This window comes from Ruegeria sp. HKCCSA071, from assembly GCF_017872555.1.
GTDB lineage: Bacteria > Pseudomonadota > Alphaproteobacteria > Rhodobacterales > Rhodobacteraceae > Ruegeria.
The window spans coordinates 21,490-42,300 of record NZ_JAEDOX010000006.1 but is presented as its reverse complement, the minus strand read 5'-3'; the positions used below and the strand labels follow the sequence as shown (position 1 = coordinate 42,300).

Here is a 20,811-nt window from a genome sequence, read left to right as displayed (position 1 = left end):
GCAATGGAAACCCGGGCGAACTATATCCTCATTGGCGCGTTTACCCTCGCGGGGTTGCTGGGCGCATTCGGCTTTTTCCTGTGGCTCGCCAAGTTTGAGATCACGCGCCAATACGCTTATTACGATGTACTATTTGACAATGTCGCAGGTCTGTCGGCAGCTGGCGGCGTGAACTTCAACGGCTTACCTGTCGGGCAGGTTGTTTCCTTGCAGCTGGACGAAAATGATCCGTCAAAGGTTCGGGTGCGGATCGAAGTGGACGCAGACATTCCGATAACCGATGAGACAATCGCACAGCTTCAGTCCCTTGGCGTAACCGGTGTCGGCTATGTTGAACTGACCGGCGGATCAGCTAACGCTGAACGATTGCCACAAAAGAGCATTATCAAGAGCAAACGCAGCACAATTCAATCCCTGTTCGAAGGCGCGCCAAAAGTTCTGGACGAAGCCGTGACGCTTTTGGAAAACCTGAACAAAGTCGTCGATGATAAAAACCGGGAAGCTGTGAGCGGTATTCTGGACAATCTTGCTTCGGCTACAGGTAAACTGGACAAGACACTGACAAGTTTTGAATCCGTCGCAAATGACATCGGCAGCGCTGCGAAGGATATTGGCGCGTTTTCAAAGCGGCTGGACCCTCTGATCGAAACCGCTCAAACAACGCTCAAGACCGGCTCTGAAACACTGGAAGCTGTCAAAACGGCATCCGAGTCCGCCAAGACAGCGCTGGATGAAGCTAATACAACCATTCAGACGGCGGACCGTATTTTGCAGCAAGACGTGAAGCCTTTCATCGAGCGAGGCTCGCAACTGGCTGAACGATTGACCGTTTTGTCTGATGAAGGCAGCGTTACCCTTGGAATTGTGAACGAAACAGTGATGAACGCCAATACGACGCTTGGTTCGATTACTACGACGATGGAGTCCGCCAAGGGGGCGCTGGCTTCGGCAGAATCCGCTTTTGACTCTGCAAATCGTGTCATGGAGGAAGACGTGGCACCTGTTGCGGAAGATGTCCGGAAGGCGGCCAATCAGGTGACCGAAACCGTCGCGGACATCACGGAAAAGATCGACCAGATCTCGGACGACGTCCTGAGCGCGTCAAATTCCGCGTCCGAACTACTGGGAACCATCGATGGCATTGTTCAGAGCAACCGCCGACAAGTTTCGGATTTCCTGCGTGTCGGGTTGCCTCAATTTATTCGTTTCATCGAAGAATCCCAGCGTCTAGTTATCGGTCTGGATCGCCTCGTAGACAAAGTTCAACGCGATCCGGCACGTTTCCTGTTGGGCACCCAAGCATCGGAGTTTCGTCAATGATCAAGCCTGCACTTGCAATGCTGATGGTTGTCTTGTTTGGCGGCTGCGCTGGTTTGGGCACATTGCAACAAGCGGCAAAACCAAATGATTTGTATCTGCTTACACCTAAAAGCACGTTTTCCTCGGCACTGCCCAGGATTGAAAAGCAGATCGTCGTTCAGGAACCGTCGGCAACCGCCGCAGTGAACACGGACCAGATTGCCATTCAACCTACTCCGTTGCAGGTGCAATACCTGCCCCGCGCCCGTTGGGTGGATCGCGCACCTTTGATCGTTCAGACCCTTTTGATCGAAAGCTTTGAGAACTCGGGCAAAGTTGCAGCCGTTGGACGCTCAACCGTAGGCCTGCGGGCCGATTACATAATTGTACCCGACCTTCGAGAGTTTCAGGGGGTTGTGATCGCGGACACCGAGAACGGAACCAAAGTTCGTATTGAAGTGCGCATGAATATCAAGGTGATCGACGAGTACGAAGACAAAATCATTGCATCCAGCTCGTTTCAGGAAAACGTTGTGGCGACCAGCGATCAGACACCCGACCTGATCAGCGCATTTGATCTGGCTTTAGGGCGCGCGATGCGAGATTCTGTTGAATGGAGTATTCGCAAGATCAATACCCATGCAGCAAACAATCCGCGATCTATTCCCAGGTAGCAGAAGCTGTGTACGAAGGGGAAATGAGCGAGCAACTACGCGTACGCTTTCGCATGGCCAAGCATTTCCCTACCGAATGCGTATATCAGAAATGGGCGGCCGAAGCTCGTTTCCAATCATCCGCAAACTCTTCGGGAATGTCGTCCTTTAGAAAGGCACCATCCTCAAGATAAGTATACAGCTCCGCATAGGTACGCTCATGCTCGTCCGCAGTTCGGCGCAGGATATCACGGGGATGTAACTCGGATGCTTTTTCCTTGCCCATGGCACCCAAAAGCTCGCGGAAACTTTCCAGTGTGGCATCGTGATAGCGATGAACACGTTGACGTTTCTGCGTCACGTTCACAGCGCGCCCGCGGATGGGATCTTGTGTAGCCACCCCTGAGGGACAACGGTTTGTGTTGCAATGCAATGCCTGAATGCAACCAACCGCAAACATCATCGCGCGCGCCGAGTTGCACATGTCGGCGCCAAGCGCCAATTTCTCGACCATGTCATATCCGGTCGCCACTTTGCCGGAACAGATGATACGGATCTTGTCACGCACCCCGACACCGCGCAAACAGTTGCTGACTAAGATCAAGGCTTCGTTCAGGGGCATACCCAACCGGTTGGTAAATTCGACCGGGGCTGCGCCCGTGCCCCCTTCTGCCCCGTCAATCGTGATGAAATCCGGCAGAATACCCGTTTCAAGCATTGCTTTGCAGATCGCCATAAACTCAGACGGCTTGCCGATGCACAGCTTGAAACCGACAGGTTTGCCGCCGGACATCTCTCGCAAGTGCTGGACAAAATGCATCAAACCTGTGGGCCCATCGAATGCGCTGTGGGTAGGCGGAGAAATCACATCCTGATGTTCGGGCACACCCCGTATCTCGGCAATCTCGGCATCGACTTTGGCGGCAGGCAGAACACCGCCATGCGCAGGTTTTGCACCTTGTGATAACTTGATCTCAATGGCCTTGACCACGTCCTTGCCTGCCTTTTCGGCAAACTTGTCCTTGTCAAATCCACCAGCAGGGGTCCGGCACCCGAAATAACCCGTCCCGATCTGCCAGATGATGTCACCACCTTCGGCCAGATGATGCGGTGACAGCCCACCCTCTCCGGTGTTATGCGCGAACCCCCCATCCTTGGCTCCTCCGTTCAGCGCGCGGATGGCGTTGGCGCTGAGCGCGCCAAAGCTCATGGCAGACACGTTGAGGCGTGAGGCGCTGTATGGTTGCGTACATTGTGGACCGCCCAGCATTACACGTTCTTCACTCTTGTCCACATGTTTGGGGGCTAGTGAGTGGTTGGCACGATGATACCCGGTTTCCGTAATGTCGTATTGCGTGCCGAACGCCTGTGTGTCCACCTGCCCCTTGGCCCGAGAGTAAACCAACCCTCGGACAATCCTGTTGAAAGGCCGTCCACTTTCGTTGGTTTCCACGAAATATTGGCGAATTTCCGGACTTACAAATTCCAGCATGTACCGGAAATGCCCAAGAACCGGATAATTGTTCAGGACGTTATGTTTGGTCGTCAGAACATCATAAAGACCGATGATCGCATACGGCAACAAAATGAGCAGAAGCCAATGCGCAGGCGACCAGAAGAACCCAAGGATCAGAACCAAGGGCAGACAGACACAGCTCAGAAAAAAGAAAATTCTGCGGACAATCATGTTCCAAACTCCTTGTGTTTCTATCGGGCCGATGAGCCATGCTGTCAGAACTCAACGTGAAACAGATTGAATTTTTATTTCAAGTGTCTGCGAAAAAATGTCTGCTGAGGGACGCAAACGTGAAATCATGTTACGAACGGACCAACTGTTGAACCCGGTGCAACCGGCGGATAAATCACGCTTAACGGACGACAAAGGGCCAATCCTTGGCAAACACACAATCCCACCTCTGGCGTGACCGAAAAAGCGTGATGTTTCTGTCCGTCTTCTCAGGCGGTGCGCTTGGGTCGTTGTTGCGTGAGGCGTTTGCACTAGAGATCCCCGGCCTAAGCTTTCTCACCTCGACCTTCGGCATCAACGTGGTCGCCTGTTTTGTTCTGGGCTGGCTGTATTCCGTGCGCAATAAAGTGCACGCGCATGTTCTGCACCTTGGCGCTGTCGGGTTTTGCGGTGGATTGTCGACCTTCTCATCTTTTGTTGCTGATCTTGAACGAATAGCCGATGGCGGCCTATGGGTAACGTCCCTGGCAATCGGGCTGGAAGTTTCATTTGGCCTTGCTGCCGCGCTGATTGGCGAAAGACTTGGTCGACATTTTCATTCCAAAACGTTGTCGTCATGAACGAATTGTATCTTCATTCCATGTTCGCTTTGGGTGGAGGTCTGGGGGCCGTGATGCGCCATTGGCTGGCGCTGAAGATTCGGCACGACTTTCCACTAGCGACCTTGCTCGTAAATGTGTTGGGTAGCCTGCTGCTGGGGATCTGGGTTGGGTATCTGGGCGGTCCTGTAGACATACCCGAGGACCAAAAACGCCTTGTTTTCGGGTTTTGCGGCGGTTTTACGACTTTCTCCAGCTTTGCCTACCAATCGCTTGAACTTCACCGCGAACGCACATTGTATTTGGCAGCAGGCAATATTCTGATCAGCCTTGCTCTGTGCTGGTTTTCTTTCTGGCTTGGCCTGTTGCTAGCGAGCTAAAGCGCACCAAACTGGGCAACAAACTCGGACGCTTATCTGCTTTTCTTTCCAGCCTACGTTGAGTCCCAAGCCGCGCCGACGGTTTGACAAATAAAGAGTTTGAAAAGACTTATCGCTGTAAGCTGAACTGCATCGAGTGTTCTGGTGTGTGAGCAATGGTCTGTGTCCCTGATCCGGACATGGGCCATTTCTTAATCGGATCAGACCCCATAACGGGCAAGAAACATATCAACGGCTTGTGTCGCTACTTCAGCGATTTCTTCTTTGCTGAACGAATTCTGAATTCCAAAGGCCGCGCGGGTCCAGATCCTTACCTTGCAAAGCTCGGAAAACTGCTCGGCCGCGATATGAACATCTTCAACCGCCAACTCACCTTTGGCCACGGCCTTTTCAAGATATTCCGCCATTTGACGCTGGCCGTTTTGTGGCCCCGCCTCGTAAAATGCGCGGCCGAGTTCCGGAAACCGGTCCCGTTCGGCAACACAAATCCGGAATACTTGCTGCGCGAAATCTGAAACCAGAAACGCCGTCAGCTGCGTCGCCGCGATCATCAGTACTTCGCGGGCGGGTTTGGTCTCGTCGATCATCGCCACGACCCGTTCAGCCATCAGGCAGCATTCTGTTTGCGCAACTTCCATGAACAAAAGACGCTTGTCCGGGAAATAGCTGTACAAGGTTGCTTTTGACACCCCAGCCGCGCGGGCAATATCATCCACGCTTGCGCCCTCAAATCCATCCGCCATGAAAACCTCTCGGGCCCCGCGCAAAACCTGATCGAACTTTCGGCCTGTGCGCAGGATGGTGGCGGTCTGGGTCATGTCATCTCCTCAAGCGATACCTGATACAGTTTATAAACCGTTCGGTTCAGGTACAAGGATTCTCGTATTCCGCTGATATCTGCCAATGTTCTAATTGTGGCCCAGGGCTCTTGCGACGGCTTCAAACCGTGCTAGGACTTGGCCCATGGCCGATATCTTTTTGCGTACACTTCCCTTTTTTGCAATCATCGGCCTTGGCTTTTGGGCTGGGTGCACACGGTTCTATACAGCTGAAGCAACCGCATATCTAACCAAGTTCGTCTTCTTCTTCGCGCTGTCGGCAATGTTGTTTCGATTTGCAGCGACCCTGCCCTTTGCCGAGATTTTCAACGCAAGACTGATCTTCGGTTATCTCATAGGCACCGCTGCTGTTTATGGCATAGCAACTTGCATAGCGTGGATACGCGGCCTTGACGTGCCTACTTCGGCGGTTGAGGCACAATGCGCTGCTATTGGGAACGTTGGCTTTCTTGGCCTGCCAATGCTCGCGCTGCTGTTCACCGAAGCCGCTATTGGCCCGGTCATGCTGGTCCTGACCGTAGATCTGGTGGTATTCTCGTCTCTGATCGTGATCCTGATCAACGGTGGGCGCGACGGAAGGCTGACCCCAGCCACATTCAAACTGATTGGAATGGGTCTGCTCAAGAACCCGATGATTGTCTCGATCTCTGCCGGGCTCGTCTGGTCATCCCTGCAAATCCCGGTTCCCGATCCGTTGAACAGCTTTCTTGACATTCTGGGTGGTGCCGCAACCCCCGGAGCACTTTTTGCCATCGGTGCTTCCTTGGCAAGCAAATCCGCGGAAAGAATTCAAATCGCTGGCTGGTTGAGTTTCTGCAAACTAGTGCTCCACCCGCTTTTCGTAGCAATCGCCCTAATCTGGCTGATCCCGATCGAAACATTCCCGGCAAGCGTTGCAATTGCGGCGTCCGCTCTGCCCGTAGCAGGAAATGTCTATATGCTGGCCGCGCATTACGGCATTGCCCCACAGCGTGCCTCGGCTGCTATTTTGTTGTCGACGCTCGTCAGCATTGTCACCATACCACTTGTTATTGCGGCACTAGGTACCCCCTGACCTTCACCTTTTCAAAAATACTCACTCCAAAGGCACTCGGACTTTACGCCGGGTCCGTGGATCGTTAGCCATGTTGCGACTCTAGAATAAGGACGATGCCTGATGGAAACCCTTTCGGAAAATGCTTGTTTTGGCGGAGTGCAAGGTGTGTATCGCCACGCCTCGTCGGCATGCCAATGCGACATGACGTTTGGCCTTTTTCTTCCGGCGGAGGCGAAAGATGGCCCGGTTCCGATCTTGTGGTATCTGTCTGGTCTGACCTGCACCCATGAAAACGCGATGACAAAAGCTGGCGCACAGGCGTGGGCTGCGGAACAGGGAATTGCAGTGGTGTTTCCCGACACTTCGCCACGCGGTGAAGGTGTTGCGGATCACGACGACTACGATTTGGGTCAAGGCGCTGGGTTCTACGTGAACGCCGCGCAGGAGCCCTGGGTACCGCATTTTCGGATGTGGGATTACATTGCCGACGAATTGCCCGCCCTGCTGTTCGAAAACTTTGCCATCGATAGCGAACGTCAGGCCATCACGGGTCATTCCATGGGCGGGCATGGTGCATTGACGTTGGCCATGAACCTTCCGGGACGGTACCGCTCGGTTTCGGCCTTCGCACCCATCGCGAACCCGACGGGCGCTGACTGGGGGCGCAAACAGCTGGGCGCGTATCTGGGGGATGATGAATCTCTTTGGGCCAAACACGATGCTTCCCTGTTAATGAAAGAAACCGGTTTCGACGGCCCCATCCTGATCGATACGGGCACCAATGATCAGTTCATGGACCTCCTGCGCCCCGAAGCGCTTGCCCAAGCCATCGCTGAGCGTCGCCAGCAAGCAACCATCCGCCTCCAGCCGGGGTACGACCATTCATATTTCTTTGTATCTACCTTCATGGAAGATCACATCGTTTTCCACGCCGAAGCGCTGTACGGAGACTGAGGTATGAGCAAATACGATTATGATCTGGTCATCATCGGTTCCGGGCCTTCGGGGCGTTCTGCAGCCATTCAGGCTGGCAAGCTCAAGCGACGGGTTCTGGTGATCGACCGTAAAGACCGTTTTGGTGGGGTGTCCGTTCACACGGGCACTATCCCATCCAAGACATTGCGCGAAACAGTTCTGAATTTGTCCGGTTGGCGCGAGCGCAGTTTTTATGGCCGTTCCTATCGGGTCAAAGACCAGATCCGCGCCGAAGATCTGAAAGCCCGCCTGCACATGACCCTCGATCACGAGGTCGATGTGTTGGAACATCAGTTCAACCGGAACCACGTCGATACTCTGGACGGTTTAGCCAAGTTCGTCGGGCCACATGAAGTGGAAGTCGCCACCGATGCCGGAGAGACCACACGTGTAACGGCCGCCAAGTTTTTGATTGCGACAGGAACCAAGACCTACCGCCCCGATTATGTTCCGTTCAACGGCAAGACCGTGGTCGATGGCGACGAGTTTCTGGAAATGGCGGAAATCCCGCGTTCACTGGTTGTTATCGGTGCCGGGGTCATTGGGGTCGAATACGCCACGATGTTCTCGGCACTGGACGTTCGGGTGACGCTGATCGAGCCGCGGGATACGTTTCTGGACTTCATCGATAGCCGCTTGATTCATGATTTCACCCATCAGATCCGCGAAAACGGTGTTGATCTGAGGTTGGGATCGGCTGTCGAAAAGATTGAAGATGCGGGCGAGCATGTGGAAGTGACCCTTGAAAACGGGCGCCACGTGCGGGCGGAAATGCTGCTGTTTGCAGCCGGGCGCATGGGCGCAACATCGAAACTCAATCTGGATTCAGTTGGACTGGAAACCGATCACCGCAATCGGATCAAGGTAGACCGCAAGACATATCAGACCGCGGTTCCGCATATCTATGCGACCGGGGATGTGATCGGTCACCCTTCGCTGGCCTCGACTTCATTACAGCAAGGGCGTGTGGCTGCCTGCCATGCGCTCGAGACACCTACACTACCGGAAAGCCCGTGGTACCCATATGGTATCTACTCGGTTCCCGAAATTTCCACCTGCGGCATGTCCGAGGAAGAACTTCAGGAACGTGGCATTCCGTATGAGGTCGGCGTGGCCCGATTCCGCGAAACCTCGCGCGGGCATATCATGGGGCTGGAACACGGCATGCTGAAGATGCTGTTTTCGCTGAAGACCCGCCGTGTCTTGGGTGTGCAGATTGTGGGCGAAGGTGCGACTGAACTGATCCACATCGCTCAGGCGGTGCTTAACCTGAAGGGCACTGTCGATTACTTCGTTCAGAATACGTTCAACTATCCAACTCTGGCCGAGGCTTACAAGATCGCCGGGCTGGATGCTTTCAACCGGATGCCGATCCCGGACGAATTCAAGGTGCGGAAAAAACCTGCTGAACCAGAGAAAAAAGAGGCCAAAAAGGCGTGACAACGCTCTATGTCGATGGCGATGCCTGCCCTGTAAAGGCCGAGGCCGAACGGGTTGCAACGCGACACAAGGTGCCTATGGCACTGGTGTCGAATGGCGGTCTTCGACCGTCAGCAAACCCGTTGGTTCAGGTCGTCGTGGTCTCGGAAGGCGCTGACGAAGCCGACAAATGGATAGCAGAACGCTGCGGCGCAGGGGATGTAGTTGTTACCTCCGATATCCCTCTGGCTGCGAAATGCGTCGAAGCGGGTGCCCGAGTTTTGCGCCCGAACGGCGAGGCCTTTACGGCAGCCAACATAGGCCAGCAATTGGCAATGCGTGATCTGATGGCTGACCTTCGGGCCGCCAATCCGCTTGGGGCCGGAGGCGGCGGCCGACCATTCAACAAAGCCGATCGTTCAAGGTTTCTGGACGCCTTAGAGCGGGAACTTCGCGTGGCGACCCGAGGATAAGTGCAATCATCGGCAAGTTAAAATACGAGCCTGCAACCAGAAACGCCCGTTTACAAGCCCGCAGAAAGAACGCAGGCTGCGAAAGACTTCTGATCAGGCTATTCGCAAACGGAGACCGAATTATGAAAGTACAGGGTGCTCATTACCGGTCGATTTGGTGGGACAAATCGGCAGGTGAGGTTCGGATTATCGACCAGCGATGGCTGCCCCATGACTTTCGGGTGGTTACCCTGAAAACGCTGGATGAATTTGCGACAGCGATCCGTGATATGTGGGTCAGGGGTGCGCCACTGATTGGTGCAACAGCCGCGTTTGGAATTGCCGAACAGATGTCCCGTGACAGCTCTGACGCTTCGTTCGATGCCGCATATGACCTATTGCACGCGACCCGGCCAACGGCAATCAACCTGCGATGGGCCTTGGACAGATGCCGTGGCGCGCTGATGCCACTTGCCCCAAGTGACCGTGCCGAACGGGCCTGGGCAATGGCACAGGAGGTTGCTGACGAAGATGTTGAGATCAATGCCTCGATAGGTCGCCATGGTCTGCAACTGATCAAAGAAATTGCAGCCAGAAAGCCCGCAGGTGAACCGGTGCGGCTATTGACGCATTGCAATGCCGGTTGGCTGGCAACGGTGGATTGGGGAACGGCGACAAGCCCGATGTATCACGCGCATGACGCGGGCATTCCGCTTCATGTCTGGGTGGATGAGACCCGGCCACGAAATCAGGGGGCGCTGACATCCTGGGAGCTTGGTGAACACGGCATTCCCCATCGTTACATCGTGGACAATGCAGGCGGTCACCTGATGCAACATGGTTTGGTTGACGCCGTCATCACCGGTACAGACCGGACCACGGCACAAGGCGACGTCTGCAATAAAATCGGCACCTACCTGAAAGCCTTGGCGGCGCGGGACAATGGGGTTCCGTTTTATGTCGCCCTGCCCTCGCCCACAATTGACTGGACGGTTCGGGATGGAGTGTCGGAAATCCCGATCGAAGAACGCGATACAAAAGAAGTGACCCATGTCATGGGCGTGGACGGCCAAGGGGATATTGCCGATGTTCGCGTCACTCCGAACGGTACGGAGGGTGGCAATCCTGCCTTTGATGTCACACCCAACCGGTTGGTGACGGGGCTTATCACCGAGCGTGGCGTCTGTGCCGCCTCGGCCGAAGGCCTTGCCGGATTGTTTCCGGACCGAGCTGGCTAGATTGACACCCCACGCGGCATTACCGCCGGCACGCACACGTTGGTCGAGCGTGAAACGTTACTTCAGGCGGGGGCTGCCAGACGGTTCTCTCGGATCGGTAGATGAACGATGGCGCTGAAAGCCCCTATTGCCACACCGATCCACCAGACCAGGGCATAGTCACCATATTGGTCATACATACGCCCCCCCAGCCAGACTCCCAGGAAACTGCCAACCTGATGACTGAAGAAGATTATGCCATAGAGTGTTCCCATGTAACGCAAACCATAGAGGTGCGCGACAAGACCCGACGTGAGCGGAACGGTGGCCAGCCAAAGCGACCCCATCACCAGCGAGAATGTAATGACGGACAGCGGCGTTATCGGGAAAACGATGAACAACGCCGCAGCAAGTGTCCGACCGGCATAGACCGAGGCCAGCAGATATTTCTTAGGAAAATGATTACCCGCCCAACCTGCCAAAAGAGTCCCGGCGATATTGGCCAAACCAATCAGCGAAATCGATACCGCGCCAAGTGCGGACGTGGATGTGATGCCGATGGAATACAGCACGCTGCCGGGTTCGATCGGGCCGCACATTTCGGTTACGAATGCCGGAAAATGAGCGGTGATAAATCCAAGCTGGTATCCGCAGCTGAAAAACCCAATAAATATCAAAGCGTAAGAAGGGTCTCGGAACGCCTTTCCCAGAATTTCTCCCATGCTTTCTTGCAACTCTGCTTTTGAAGCTGGTTGAGGCGACCGCATGAAAGGCAGGGTCAATACAAGCGCTAGAATCGCAGCGGCAAACACGACGAAGACCTGTTGCCAGGGCAAGAATGACAACAGCCACTCAGCTGTCGGAGCGCCCAGAACCTGTCCGAAACTGCCCGCAGCTGTAACGACGGCCAGCGACATGGACCGATTTTCATCAGAGGACGCGCGACCGACCACAGCCAAAACCACGCCGAACCCGGTTCCGGCAATGCCAAACCCCACCAGCCACGCATAGACTTGGTGTTCAAGAGGTGTGACGGACCAGGCTGAAAGCACCATACCGGCAGCGTAGGTCAAAGCGCCAAGGATAATGGCCTTTCGGTCTCCTACTTTCTCAGCGATAGCTGCAAAGATCGGTTGGCCGATGCCCCAAGCCAGATTCTGGATTGCAATCGCCAGTGAGAAATCCGTGCGCAACCAGCCAAATTCGCTGGCGATCGGAATCTGAAACACGCCGAAAGATGCGCGCACGGCAAAGCTGACCGTGATGATGATGCATCCAACGATCAGGATCGGGTTCAACATGCGGGTGGGTTGCGGCATTGCGACCTCGGGTAGTTTGGTCCGACGGACCGTACTGCATTTACGAGTCGCGTCAATTCAACAGATTTGCGGTCACGGATAAGCAAATTTGATACGTCAGGGAAATGTCTTCTTTTCAACGGGCTGGGTCATGGGTAAGGCTCTGGGTCATGACGGATCTGATTTCGCACTATGAAGCCCGCGTCTCGGATGGAACTCTGACGCGCGACGACGCTCAAGAGGCCGTTTTGCCCCAGTTTGAGCGCATCCGAGCGGCACTGGCCGAGCCGGTAAAACGAGGGTTTTTCCGCAAGGCTCCACCGCCACCCAAAGGCCTGTACCTGTGGGGTGGCGTCGGACGCGGTAAATCGATGCTGATGGATATGTTCGTCGACACGCTGGGTGAAATCCCCGCACGGCGCGTTCACTTTCATGCCTTCATGCAGGAAATCCATGCCAGAATGCACAAGGCCCGAAAAGAGAATGTAGAAGATGCTCTGGCACCTGTGGCGAAAGAAGTGGTAAAATCCGTCCGCCTGCTGGCCTTCGACGAGATGCAGATCACTGACATTACGGATGCGATGATCGTCGGCCGCTTGTTTGACCTGCTGCACGAAGGTGGTGTTGTCGTTGTGACCACGTCGAACAGGCATCCGGACGAGCTGTATAAGGATGGGTTGAACCGGCAATTGTTCCTGCCTTTTATTGCCCATATCAAAGACCAGTTGCAGGTATGGGAACTAGTATCGCCCACGGATTACCGTCAGAACAGACTAGAGGGTGCCCCGGTCTATTTTACGCCCATCGGGCCTGAGGCGCGGCAGAAAATTCGGGATGTCTGGAAAGATCTTGCAGGAGGGCCTGCCGATCCGTTGATATTGCAGGTCAAAGGCCGCGCTGTCGAATTGCCCGCATTTCGCAACGGGGTTGCACGGGCTTCGTTTTATGACTTGTGCGGCCGGATGCTGGGACCGGCAGACTATCTGGCTATCGCAGAAGCAATTAAAGTTTTGGTGCTTGAGGATATCCCCCGTCTGTCGAGAAATAACTTCAATGAAGCCAAGCGCTTTGTCATCCTGATTGATGCGCTCTACGAGGCAAAAGTTCGGTTGATCTGCTCGGCTGCGGCAGAGCCCGAGATGTTGTATGTTGAAGGAGAAGGCACCTTCGAGTTTGAGCGTACTGCGTCGCGCCTGCGGGAAATGCAGGACCAGAACTGGGGGAAGTAGGGGCTCTGCCCCCGTCGCGCTGCGCGCGCCTCCCCCGGAGTATTTGCGAAAAGATGAAGCTTAACCGTTTTCGCGCAGGATGTTTCCGGCAAGATAAAGGGAGCCGCAGATCAGGACACGCGCCTGCGGGTCTTTGTCCGTGATTGCCTTCAACGCATCCGAAACGCTTGCAGCGACCGAAGAAGGCAAGCCAACTTTGGTGGCAGCGGCGGCGGTTTCTTCGGCGCTGAGCGTGGCCGCCTCGCCCGGTATGGAGACGGCGGTCAGGCTTGCAACCTGTCTGGACAGTGGCGCGAGATACCCAGTCACGTCTTTCGTGTTGAGCATACCGCAGATTATGTGGGTAGGGCGTTGCGGCATCTTTGCCAGCACATCGGCAAGCGCGGTACCTGCGGCCGCGTTATGGCCTCCATCCAGCCACAGTTCGACCTGGGGGGCTTGCTCGGTCAGCGGGCCGGTTTTGAGACGTTGCATACGCGCGGGCCAATCGGCATTGGACACGGCAGCCTCGTAGGCAGTGTCACCCATTGAAAGGCGACGCAGAACCGACAAGGCGGCACCGGCATTCTGGAACTGATGTGCACCCAGCAGGTTGGGGAGCGGCAGATCACGCAGCCCGGTTTCGTCCTGATAGATCAAGCGCCCGTTTTCTTCATGAACGTGCCAATGCTGGCCATGTACAAGCAGCGGTGCGCCCAACCGGGCGGCTGTGTACTCGATCACCTCCAGCGCCTCATCTTCCTGCGGGCCGACGATGCATGGCACACCGGGTTTGATAATGCCCGCCTTTTCGGCAGCAATCTTTCCCAGGGTGTCGCCCAGATACTGTTCATGATCGATTGAAACAGGCGTAATGACTGTTACCACCGGTTCATCTACAACATTTGTCGCGTCCAACCGCCCACCCAGACCGACCTCGAGCAGAGTATAATCTGCTTTGCAGCGAGAGAAGGCCAGCAAGGCGGCGCAGGTTGTGATCTCGAAATACGTGATGTTCTCGCCACCATTTGCCAAGTAACACTCATCCAGAACCGCAGTCAGGTCGGGTTCAGAAATCAGATCGCCCGCCAACCGGATTCGTTCGTGAAACCGCGCCAGATGGGGCGAGGTGTAGGCATGAACGGAACGCCCGGCCCCTTCCAAGCCCGCCCGGATCATGGCCTGGGTCGAGCCTTTGCCATTGGTTCCGGCAATATGGATAACCGGTGGCAGCTTGAGCTGCGGGTTGTCCAAAGCGGCCAGCAATCGCCAGACGCGGTCCAAGGTCAAATCAATGATCTTGGGGTGCAGCGCCATCATCCGGTCGAGGATGGCGTCAGATGTCTTGGTGTTCATTTTTTCCGGTCTCTTCGGCCTGCGCGACCTTGGCCGTTTCATCCGGTGTCGGTGCTGGCAGATCACCTTTGATCGCCGGCGGTTGGTTCATCAGCATCCGGGTGATAGTGATCAGTTCGTCGCGCATCTCGGTGCGTTTGGTGACACGGTCCAGCATCCCGTGATCCAGAAGGTACTCGGCCCGCTGGAAGCCGTCGGGCAACTTTTCGCGAATCGTTTGCTCGATAACTCGGGGGCCGGCAAAGCAGATCAACGCGTTCGGTTCAGAGATATGGACATCGCCCAACATCGCATATGACGCCGTCACACCACCGGTGGTGGGATGGGTCAGCACAACGATATAGGGCAGATTTGCTTCTTTCAGCATTTCGACGGCCACGGTTGTGCGCGGCATTTGCATCAGGCTGAGAATGCCTTCCTGCATCCGCGCACCACCAGCTGCCGAGAACAGGATCAGTGGGCGCTTTAGCTTAACCGCTTCTTGAGCGGCCGCGATGATTGCGTTGCCCACATACATGCCCATTGATCCGCCCATGAAGGAGAAATCTTGCGCTGCTGCAACGATTGGCGTGCGCCCGATTTCGCCTTTGGCAACCAGCATCGCCTCTTTTTCACCGGTCTTTTTCTGCGCGGCTCGCATACGTTCGGGGTATTTCTTCTGGTCGCGGAAATGCAACGGATCTTCTTTTGGCGCTGGCACTGCGACCTCGGTGAAAATACCGCCATCGAACAGGTGGTTGAACCGCTCGCGTGGGGTAATCGCCATGTGATGGTCACATTGGGTACAGACGTTCTGATTTTCCGCAAGTTCACGATGAAACAGCATCGTTCCGCACTCGTCACATTTTTGCCAGAGGTTTTCGGGCACTTCACGGCGAGAGAAGATCGAGTTGATCCGGGGGCGGACGTAGTTTGTGATCCAGTTCATGTCGGAACCTTGGCTTGTGCGGTGTTGACGTCAAATAAGACGCCACGGAAAGAAATGCAATCAACGCCTGAGCGCAAGCCGCGACGACAGCCAGCATACGAACATCACAGCCAAATCCACCACCAGCCAGGGGCGAAGCTGTTCAGCGTCAGATGCATCGAACGGAAGCGAGAAAAGCGCCAGCCCGCTCAGATTATCCGGCAGGGAAACGAACAATAGTGCGATGATGTTATTGAAGAAATGCAAGGCGATAGCGGGCCCCAATGTACCTGAGCGCGCTGTGAGATCGGATGCAAGCATCCCAAAAACAAATGCCCACAGCACAAACAGAATTGCATTTTCTCCTGCCAGTTCCGGCGTGTAATGGCCAGCCGCAAACAAAACAGACGGAACCCCCATCCAAACGACGGGCGACTGAAACCTGGCTGCAAGCGCTTGCTGAATATACCCCCGAAACAGAACTTCTTCGGCGCTGGTCTGAATCAGGACAACCAATACCGAGACCGGAAGCAACAAAAGCCAAGTTGAAAACGGCAGATTCTTTGACAGAGAGTCCCCCAAGCCGTAGGGCGGCAGCAAGACACCGACAGCGCCCAAGATAAGCAGGGCTTTCAGCACTTTCAGAAATTGGGCCACAACCAGACTGCGCTGGCCGAAAATTGATCGCAAGGATCGGTGCTGAAGCTGACGTGCGGCAACTGCCACGCCAAGAATGATGAACCCGAAACTGGCCAGCAACAGAAGCAGCGCTATAGGTGTGTTGCCTTGCAAAAGTTCCTGTGCCCATTCCTCCGGACCCAACCCCGCGATCACGGTGAAAAACACCAAGTTCGAAACGCTGACCAACACGGCTATCAATGCCAACCCCAGCAAAAGACGCCAGATTTCGGGTTTGGCGCGGGCTGTTTCGACCAGGCGCGCATGAGCTGAATACGCGCTAGGCATTCTTACCAATACCTTCCTGCGCCGTTTCATCCGTCACGGGTGGAAACATGTCTTCGGCGTTCTGGGCCACGCTGATTCTGTTCGAAAGCGTGGTCAGATACCCTGCAACTGTTTGAAGCAACTGCATAGCGACCGAAGCGTCACTTTCAACAACGGCACGCAGTTCTTCTGCGCCGATGCGCAAGAAGCTGCTATCTTCCGTCGCGACCAGATCCAGTTGCCTTGGTTCCCCGGTAATGATGGACAGGTCTCCGATGAGCCGACCGGGTTCTATGATCGAGATTGTGCGTTTCGTTCCATCCTCATTGGACCAATCCAGTTTGGCTTGTCCTGAAATGCACAAATAGGCCGCATCCGGCGCTTGACCGCGGGAAAAGATGACTTGTTCGGCGCTGGCTTCGTACCATTGCGCCGAAAACGCCAGCAGCCTCTGGTTTCTGCCATCCAGGCCTGAAAACAGCTGAGTTGCAGACAGAATCTCGAGTTTACGGCTCAGATCGTCCGAAGTTCTGGCCTCATGCGCTGGTCTGCTCCGCGAGACGCCGTCGATCCGTCCATCCTTGATTTCCACAAACAAGTCATAGGCTTCGGGATGCGCAAAATGATCCTCCATGAATATCATGATGGAATCGGGCAGCAGCTCTCTCAGTTTCAGGCGCGTGCGCAACCGGCTTTCCGAGTCGTGGCTGGCCAGCGCCTTGTCCAGGATCAGGACGTCGGGGCGTTTGATGCCTGCGCGTGAAAAAGCGGCACGCTCCTGAAACACGGTTGGAAGGTTGTTGCCGCCCAACCCGGACGGCAGGTCATAGATAATGGCCGCTGCCCGACGGCGCAGACCGGCTTCGTTCATGGCCTCGGCAACGATGTCTTCGATATCTTCGGCATGCGCACCCGCCATCAACGATATCCGGCCGTAGATTGCGTTTTCCATCACGGTCAGGCGCGGCACATAGATGTCAGGCGCCACAGACATGAACAAACCGTCCATTGCACCGCGCAACCGCTCGGCTTGGGTCTTGCGGATAGCAAGGATTTTTTCCTTGTATTCCTCTGGGAAATCCGGGCCGATCTGTTCTGCTGTCAGAAGGAAAGGCACTGTCAGTAGCAAGGCACGCTCCTGATCGCTCAGCGCAGCATTCCCTTTGGCTTTGCGCCGGTCCTGGATGTCGAGCAGCCGATGATACATGTCCTTGGACATGCCAAGCCGCAGAAACAGGGGATGGTCGGCCCCGTCCCGCCCAAATGTCTTGCCAAGAGTATCCATGACAGCATTCGATATGCTGATCGCGTCATCTGCCAAATCATGGGTGCTGAGCAATTGCACGAACCGCGCGTCTCCGGCCAGAATGTCTGGAGATATGTCACGCGACGGTGCCGCGAACAACAAGTTGCCCCCAAGCGGGACGGCCGGGTTGAACTGGTTTGGATCGAACCGATAGACATACCGATCCAGTCTTTTTGCCTTCAGCCGTTCGGCGATGGTTTCTCTCAGCCTGACTATTTCCTGTGCCAGTATCGGGTGTATCTCTGGATCAAACTGGGTGCGCAGAGTGCGCCGGAACATGAACTCGTCAATCCCCATGGCTTCCACCAGCTGGAACCACCAGTCACGTATTCCATCGATATCGTCCAGACCGGCCAGTCCCGGATCGATCCACTCATCTTCCAGCGAATCCGGTGGGTTACCCGCCCGAACAGACTCGATCTGACGACGGGACGGGGTTCTTATGGCATCTGCCTCGTGCTGCGGATGGGTGCGCAACGGCATCATCAGATTATCGCCCAAAGTTCCGTCAAACAGATAGGGGCGTGAATAGGCATACCCGATCCGGGCCGCGATAACTGATTGGTGCAATTCGTCCAGCTTGTGGCCAGCTATGACCACATCCCCCTGAACAGGTAGCACCTCGCGGGTCAGCAACTGGCCCAACGCACTACGTTCCGACGCATGGGCGGATTGAATCGCCACACGCGCGCCCCGCGGGATGGTCAAATCAATGTCTTCCAGAATGGTTTTGCCGTCGCCATCGCGAACGGTCACATTTCGCAATTCGATATCACCGGTCAGATGTGGGATGGTTTCCGGCTCTCCTACGAACAGCTCTTCGGGGATCATGTTGTCCGGGGCAAATCTTTCGGTGACCACCTCCCACCGCAGGGACATGTCCTGTACCTGGTTGTAGTAGGTCAGAAGGTCTTTCCAGGGCCCGCTTAGGTCCTTGTACGCGCCCAACGCGGCAACCAATGCACCTACTGTCACCTCGCCCGTGATCGCCAGGTATCCGCCCACCGAATAAAACAGGAACGGCGTCATCTGAGTGATCAGATTGTTCAGGAATTTCATAAAGAATTTCTTGTTGTAGATCTTGAACCGGATCTCGAACAAGGTCCCCAGCCTATGACTGAACTGCGCCAGACGATAGCGCCAGCCGCCATTCGTGCGCAGGTCGCTGATGCCCGCCGCACTTTCCCCGATTTCCGAGCTCAGACGCCTGACCTCCTGAATACGGTCCTTGTTCAGCAAGTTGATCTGGCGTTGCAACTTCGGGATCAACCAGGCCTGAAGCGGGATCAGCGCAATGCTTGCCAAACCGAACCAGATGCTTTGCATGAACAGAAACGTGACGATTGTCATCATCTGACCGAACTGAAACACCGGTTGCGCAATCGCATCCCCCATCAGGCCGCCCATCGGCTCGGCCTCGGATGTGATCATCGAGACCAGCTCTCCTTGGCTGGTGGTTGCAAAATAGGATTTCGGAAAGCGCATTGTGCGTTGAATCAACGTAAAGCGCAGTCGGCGCAGCATTCGTTCAGACAAAATGCCTTTCATCGTGTTGATGCGCATCTTCATCAATCCGCTGGCAATCACAGTAGCCAGAAATGCAAAGCACAATATCATCAGGTACTGAACCTGAGACACTGTGATGCCCCAGATTGTCACCGTGTCGCCCGGCGCACCGATGGCATCGTTGATGATTTGCTTAGGTAGCTCCAGCGACGCATATAGAAACGGGAAGGACAGGACCGTTAACAGCAACAGGACAAGTTGCTGTTTTTTTGAATGCTTCCAAATAAAAGAAAATAATGTGGGCTCCATAGCCTGGCCTTATCGATAGCTGAACTGAAGTATGGCTGTTCAGGGGTAACCCATTTTCAGGAAACAGACGGTAAGCATTGACCCGACGTATTGCAAGAATTGACGGGGTCAGGCTCCAAATCCGGCACCTATCTTTTTTATGCTTGGCCACCAACCAGAAAACGTAGCGCTCAAGTAGTGTTTTTGTGATTGCGGGTTTATTCCTACTCATTTCTTTGACTAAAGAAGGACATTATCGGACGAAGAGACCATGCGCAGGATTCTGGATCGCTATATTCATCGCAGGACGCTCGGCCGCTGGCGCCGGGCCGTGCGGCAGGCGCCAGGTTCGGCGCAAGCCGAGTTGCGGTTGAAACGCGATCAGGCACGCAGTCTGCGTGGGCAACTGGATCGCCTGATCCAACTGGCGGATGCGCGCTTGCTCCGCCCAAAAATAGGATCAACTCAGTTTCACCGGCCTGTCGGCACCGACTGGAGCTGGCGGCCCGGCCTGTGGCGCGCGCCGTTGTTGCAATCCGGAATGGCCTCTGCTCCCCGCAAAACGGTCATGGACGATCAGGTCAGCTTGTTTCACGACTGCCCATTGACCGAAATCGTGGTGCGGCAAATCCGCAACCGGGGGGCAAGTGATCTGGCCCCGTTCAGCCTGGAGATCGAGATCTTTGGTTTCGCGGGCTCGTTCCTATCGGTATCAATCGACTTGCCGCGCGAGGTCGCTCGCGATCTGACACGCGAACATCTGATCAGGTTGGAAACCCTGATTGACTGCGAAAAACCGTCGGGCGTGTTTGCACGCCTCAATGTTCAGCACGGCCCTAACATGGAGCAGGTTTTGCGGCAGCTAGACCCTACTGACACCGTGAACGCCGTTGAGTTTGACCTGGCTCACCTGCCCCTGAATGAACGTCGGATCGAAAAGATCTGGCTGGATCTTATTTTTGAGAAGCCCGAAATGAACCGTATGAGTGTACGAGACCTTACGTTTTGCCGCTTCCATCGCGCCGACTTGTGAGACGATCAAAGATGACACAACCATCCCTGACCTTCATTCGGTTCGAAAGCGGTATTTGGCACGGCCATGTTGATGCCGAACAGAAACCGGGATTGGAGGTTAGATATCTCGGGGAAACTCTGGAGGGTGTTGAGCTTTCGCCCGCAGACAACGGATGGGATCTGTATGTTCCGGTACCCGTCACAGTCCTGTCCGAAGGCGTGCACAGCTTCGTCATAGTCGATGCAGGCAGTGTCGATAAAATTGGGAGTTTCTCCATAATAGCAGGAGAGCCCGCCGCCGATGATCTCAGGGCGGAAGTGGACCTTTTGCGCGCGGAGCTGGATATGCTGAAACGCGCGTTCCGACGGGTAAGCCGCGGAGACGGCTGAAACGCTTGCGAAATCGGATCATCCATTCGGTTATGCG

General features: G+C 55.2%; 19 protein-coding genes. 12 read left to right on the top strand and 7 right to left on the bottom strand.

Annotation, left to right across the window (positions count from 1 at the left end):
* The first annotated feature begins 3 nt into the window (after window positions 1-3).
* Together I9188_RS13160 and I9188_RS13155 are read left to right on the top strand one after the other, a co-directional pair.
* A complete protein-coding gene (locus I9188_RS13160; RefSeq protein WP_209507107.1) occupies window positions 4-1,320 on the top strand; it encodes an MlaD family protein in 1,317 nt (438 codons plus the stop codon).
* Window positions 1,317-1,973 carry an ABC-type transport auxiliary lipoprotein family protein gene (locus I9188_RS13155; RefSeq protein ID WP_245220638.1) on the top strand — a complete coding sequence of 219 codons (657 nt, stop codon included), beginning with the start codon at window positions 1,317-1,319 and terminating at the stop codon, window positions 1,971-1,973. The genes I9188_RS13160 and I9188_RS13155 overlap by 4 nt, the downstream gene beginning before the upstream one ends.
* 85 nt (window positions 1,974-2,058) lie before the next feature.
* Here I9188_RS13155 and I9188_RS13150 read toward each other — a convergent pair whose 3' ends face one another.
* The gene (locus I9188_RS13150) at window positions 2,059-3,639 is read right to left on the bottom strand and encodes an FMN-binding glutamate synthase family protein (RefSeq protein ID WP_209507108.1); all 1,581 of its coding nucleotides are present in this window, start codon (window positions 3,637-3,639) and stop codon (window positions 2,059-2,061) included.
* A 251-nt stretch (window positions 3,640-3,890) separates the two neighbouring features.
* On the opposite strand from I9188_RS13150, the gene I9188_RS13145 reads away from it, so the two are divergent.
* Both I9188_RS13145 and crcB read left to right on the top strand, forming a co-directional pair.
* The gene (locus I9188_RS13145; protein ID WP_209507109.1) at window positions 3,891-4,259 is read left to right on the top strand and encodes a CrcB family protein; all 369 of its coding nucleotides are present in this window, start codon (window positions 3,891-3,893) and stop codon (window positions 4,257-4,259) included.
* Window positions 4,256-4,618, top strand: coding sequence for a fluoride efflux transporter CrcB (gene crcB, locus I9188_RS13140; RefSeq protein WP_209507110.1), 363 nt, complete (start codon window positions 4,256-4,258; stop codon window positions 4,616-4,618). Before I9188_RS13145 ends, crcB begins: the two co-directional genes overlap by 4 nt.
* Window positions 4,619-4,818: 200 nt before the next feature.
* On the opposite strand, the gene I9188_RS13135 is transcribed toward crcB, so the two are convergent.
* Complete coding sequence (locus I9188_RS13135) at window positions 4,819-5,436, bottom strand: TetR/AcrR family transcriptional regulator (protein ID WP_209507111.1); 618 nt, start codon at window positions 5,434-5,436, stop codon at window positions 4,819-4,821.
* Between the two features lie 145 nt (window positions 5,437-5,581).
* On the opposite strand from I9188_RS13135, the gene I9188_RS13130 reads away from it, so the two are divergent.
* The 5 genes from I9188_RS13130 to mtnA all read left to right on the top strand — a co-directional run bounded on the left by I9188_RS13130 (window position 5,582) and on the right by mtnA (window position 10,577).
* Window positions 5,582-6,511 (top strand): AEC family transporter, encoded by a 930-nt coding sequence (locus I9188_RS13130; RefSeq protein WP_209507112.1) that lies wholly within the window; start codon window positions 5,582-5,584, stop codon window positions 6,509-6,511.
* Window positions 6,512-6,613: 102 nt separating this feature from the next.
* The gene (gene fghA / locus I9188_RS13125; protein ID WP_209507113.1) at window positions 6,614-7,447 is read left to right on the top strand and encodes an S-formylglutathione hydrolase; all 834 of its coding nucleotides are present in this window, start codon (window positions 6,614-6,616) and stop codon (window positions 7,445-7,447) included.
* Between the two features lie 3 nt (window positions 7,448-7,450).
* Complete coding sequence (gene sthA / locus I9188_RS13120) at window positions 7,451-8,908, top strand: Si-specific NAD(P)(+) transhydrogenase (protein WP_209507114.1); 1,458 nt, start codon at window positions 7,451-7,453, stop codon at window positions 8,906-8,908.
* A complete protein-coding gene (locus tag I9188_RS13115) occupies window positions 8,905-9,360 on the top strand; it encodes a YaiI/YqxD family protein (RefSeq protein ID WP_209507115.1) in 456 nt (151 codons plus the stop codon). Before sthA ends, I9188_RS13115 begins: the two co-directional genes overlap by 4 nt.
* 122 nt (window positions 9,361-9,482) lie before the next feature.
* On the top strand, window positions 9,483-10,577 hold the full coding sequence (mtnA, locus tag I9188_RS13110) for an S-methyl-5-thioribose-1-phosphate isomerase (RefSeq protein ID WP_209507116.1): 1,095 nt from the start codon (window positions 9,483-9,485) through the stop codon (window positions 10,575-10,577).
* A gap of 62 nt (window positions 10,578-10,639) precedes the next feature.
* Here the strand turns inward: mtnA and I9188_RS13105 are convergent, their stop codons facing one another.
* The gene (locus I9188_RS13105) at window positions 10,640-11,875 is read right to left on the bottom strand and encodes an MFS transporter (protein WP_209507117.1); all 1,236 of its coding nucleotides are present in this window, start codon (window positions 11,873-11,875) and stop codon (window positions 10,640-10,642) included.
* Between the two features lie 149 nt (window positions 11,876-12,024).
* On the opposite strand from I9188_RS13105, the gene zapE reads away from it, so the two are divergent.
* On the top strand, window positions 12,025-13,083 hold the full coding sequence (gene zapE / locus I9188_RS13100) for a cell division protein ZapE (RefSeq protein WP_209507118.1): 1,059 nt from the start codon (window positions 12,025-12,027) through the stop codon (window positions 13,081-13,083).
* A gap of 60 nt (window positions 13,084-13,143) precedes the next feature.
* Here the strand turns inward: zapE and I9188_RS13095 are convergent, their stop codons facing one another.
* The 4 genes from I9188_RS13095 to I9188_RS13080 are packed head-to-tail and all read right to left on the bottom strand — an operon-like array spanning window position 13,144 to window position 19,391.
* On the bottom strand, window positions 13,144-14,418 hold the full coding sequence (locus I9188_RS13095) for a folylpolyglutamate synthase/dihydrofolate synthase family protein (RefSeq protein ID WP_209507119.1): 1,275 nt from the start codon (window positions 14,416-14,418) through the stop codon (window positions 13,144-13,146).
* A complete protein-coding gene (accD, locus tag I9188_RS13090; protein ID WP_209507120.1) occupies window positions 14,399-15,346 on the bottom strand; it encodes an acetyl-CoA carboxylase, carboxyltransferase subunit beta in 948 nt (315 codons plus the stop codon). The genes I9188_RS13095 and accD overlap by 20 nt, the downstream gene beginning before the upstream one ends.
* A 60-nt stretch (window positions 15,347-15,406) precedes the next feature.
* On the bottom strand, window positions 15,407-16,291 hold the full coding sequence (locus I9188_RS13085) for a type II CAAX endopeptidase family protein (protein WP_209507121.1): 885 nt from the start codon (window positions 16,289-16,291) through the stop codon (window positions 15,407-15,409).
* Window positions 16,284-19,391, bottom strand: coding sequence for an ABC transporter transmembrane domain-containing protein (locus I9188_RS13080; RefSeq protein WP_209507122.1), 3,108 nt, complete (start codon window positions 19,389-19,391; stop codon window positions 16,284-16,286). The genes I9188_RS13085 and I9188_RS13080 overlap by 8 nt, the downstream gene beginning before the upstream one ends.
* A 250-nt stretch (window positions 19,392-19,641) precedes the next feature.
* Here I9188_RS13080 and I9188_RS13075 point away from each other — a divergent pair, with 250 nt between their 5' ends.
* Window positions 19,642-20,403, top strand: a complete 762-nt coding sequence (locus I9188_RS13075) for a DUF6478 family protein (protein ID WP_209507123.1) — start codon at window positions 19,642-19,644, stop codon at window positions 20,401-20,403.
* A gap of 11 nt (window positions 20,404-20,414) precedes the next feature.
* Window positions 20,415-20,774: a hypothetical protein gene (locus I9188_RS13070; protein WP_209507124.1), complete on the top strand. Its 360-nt coding sequence runs from the start codon at window positions 20,415-20,417 to the stop codon at window positions 20,772-20,774.
* Window positions 20,775-20,811 lie beyond the last annotated feature (37 nt).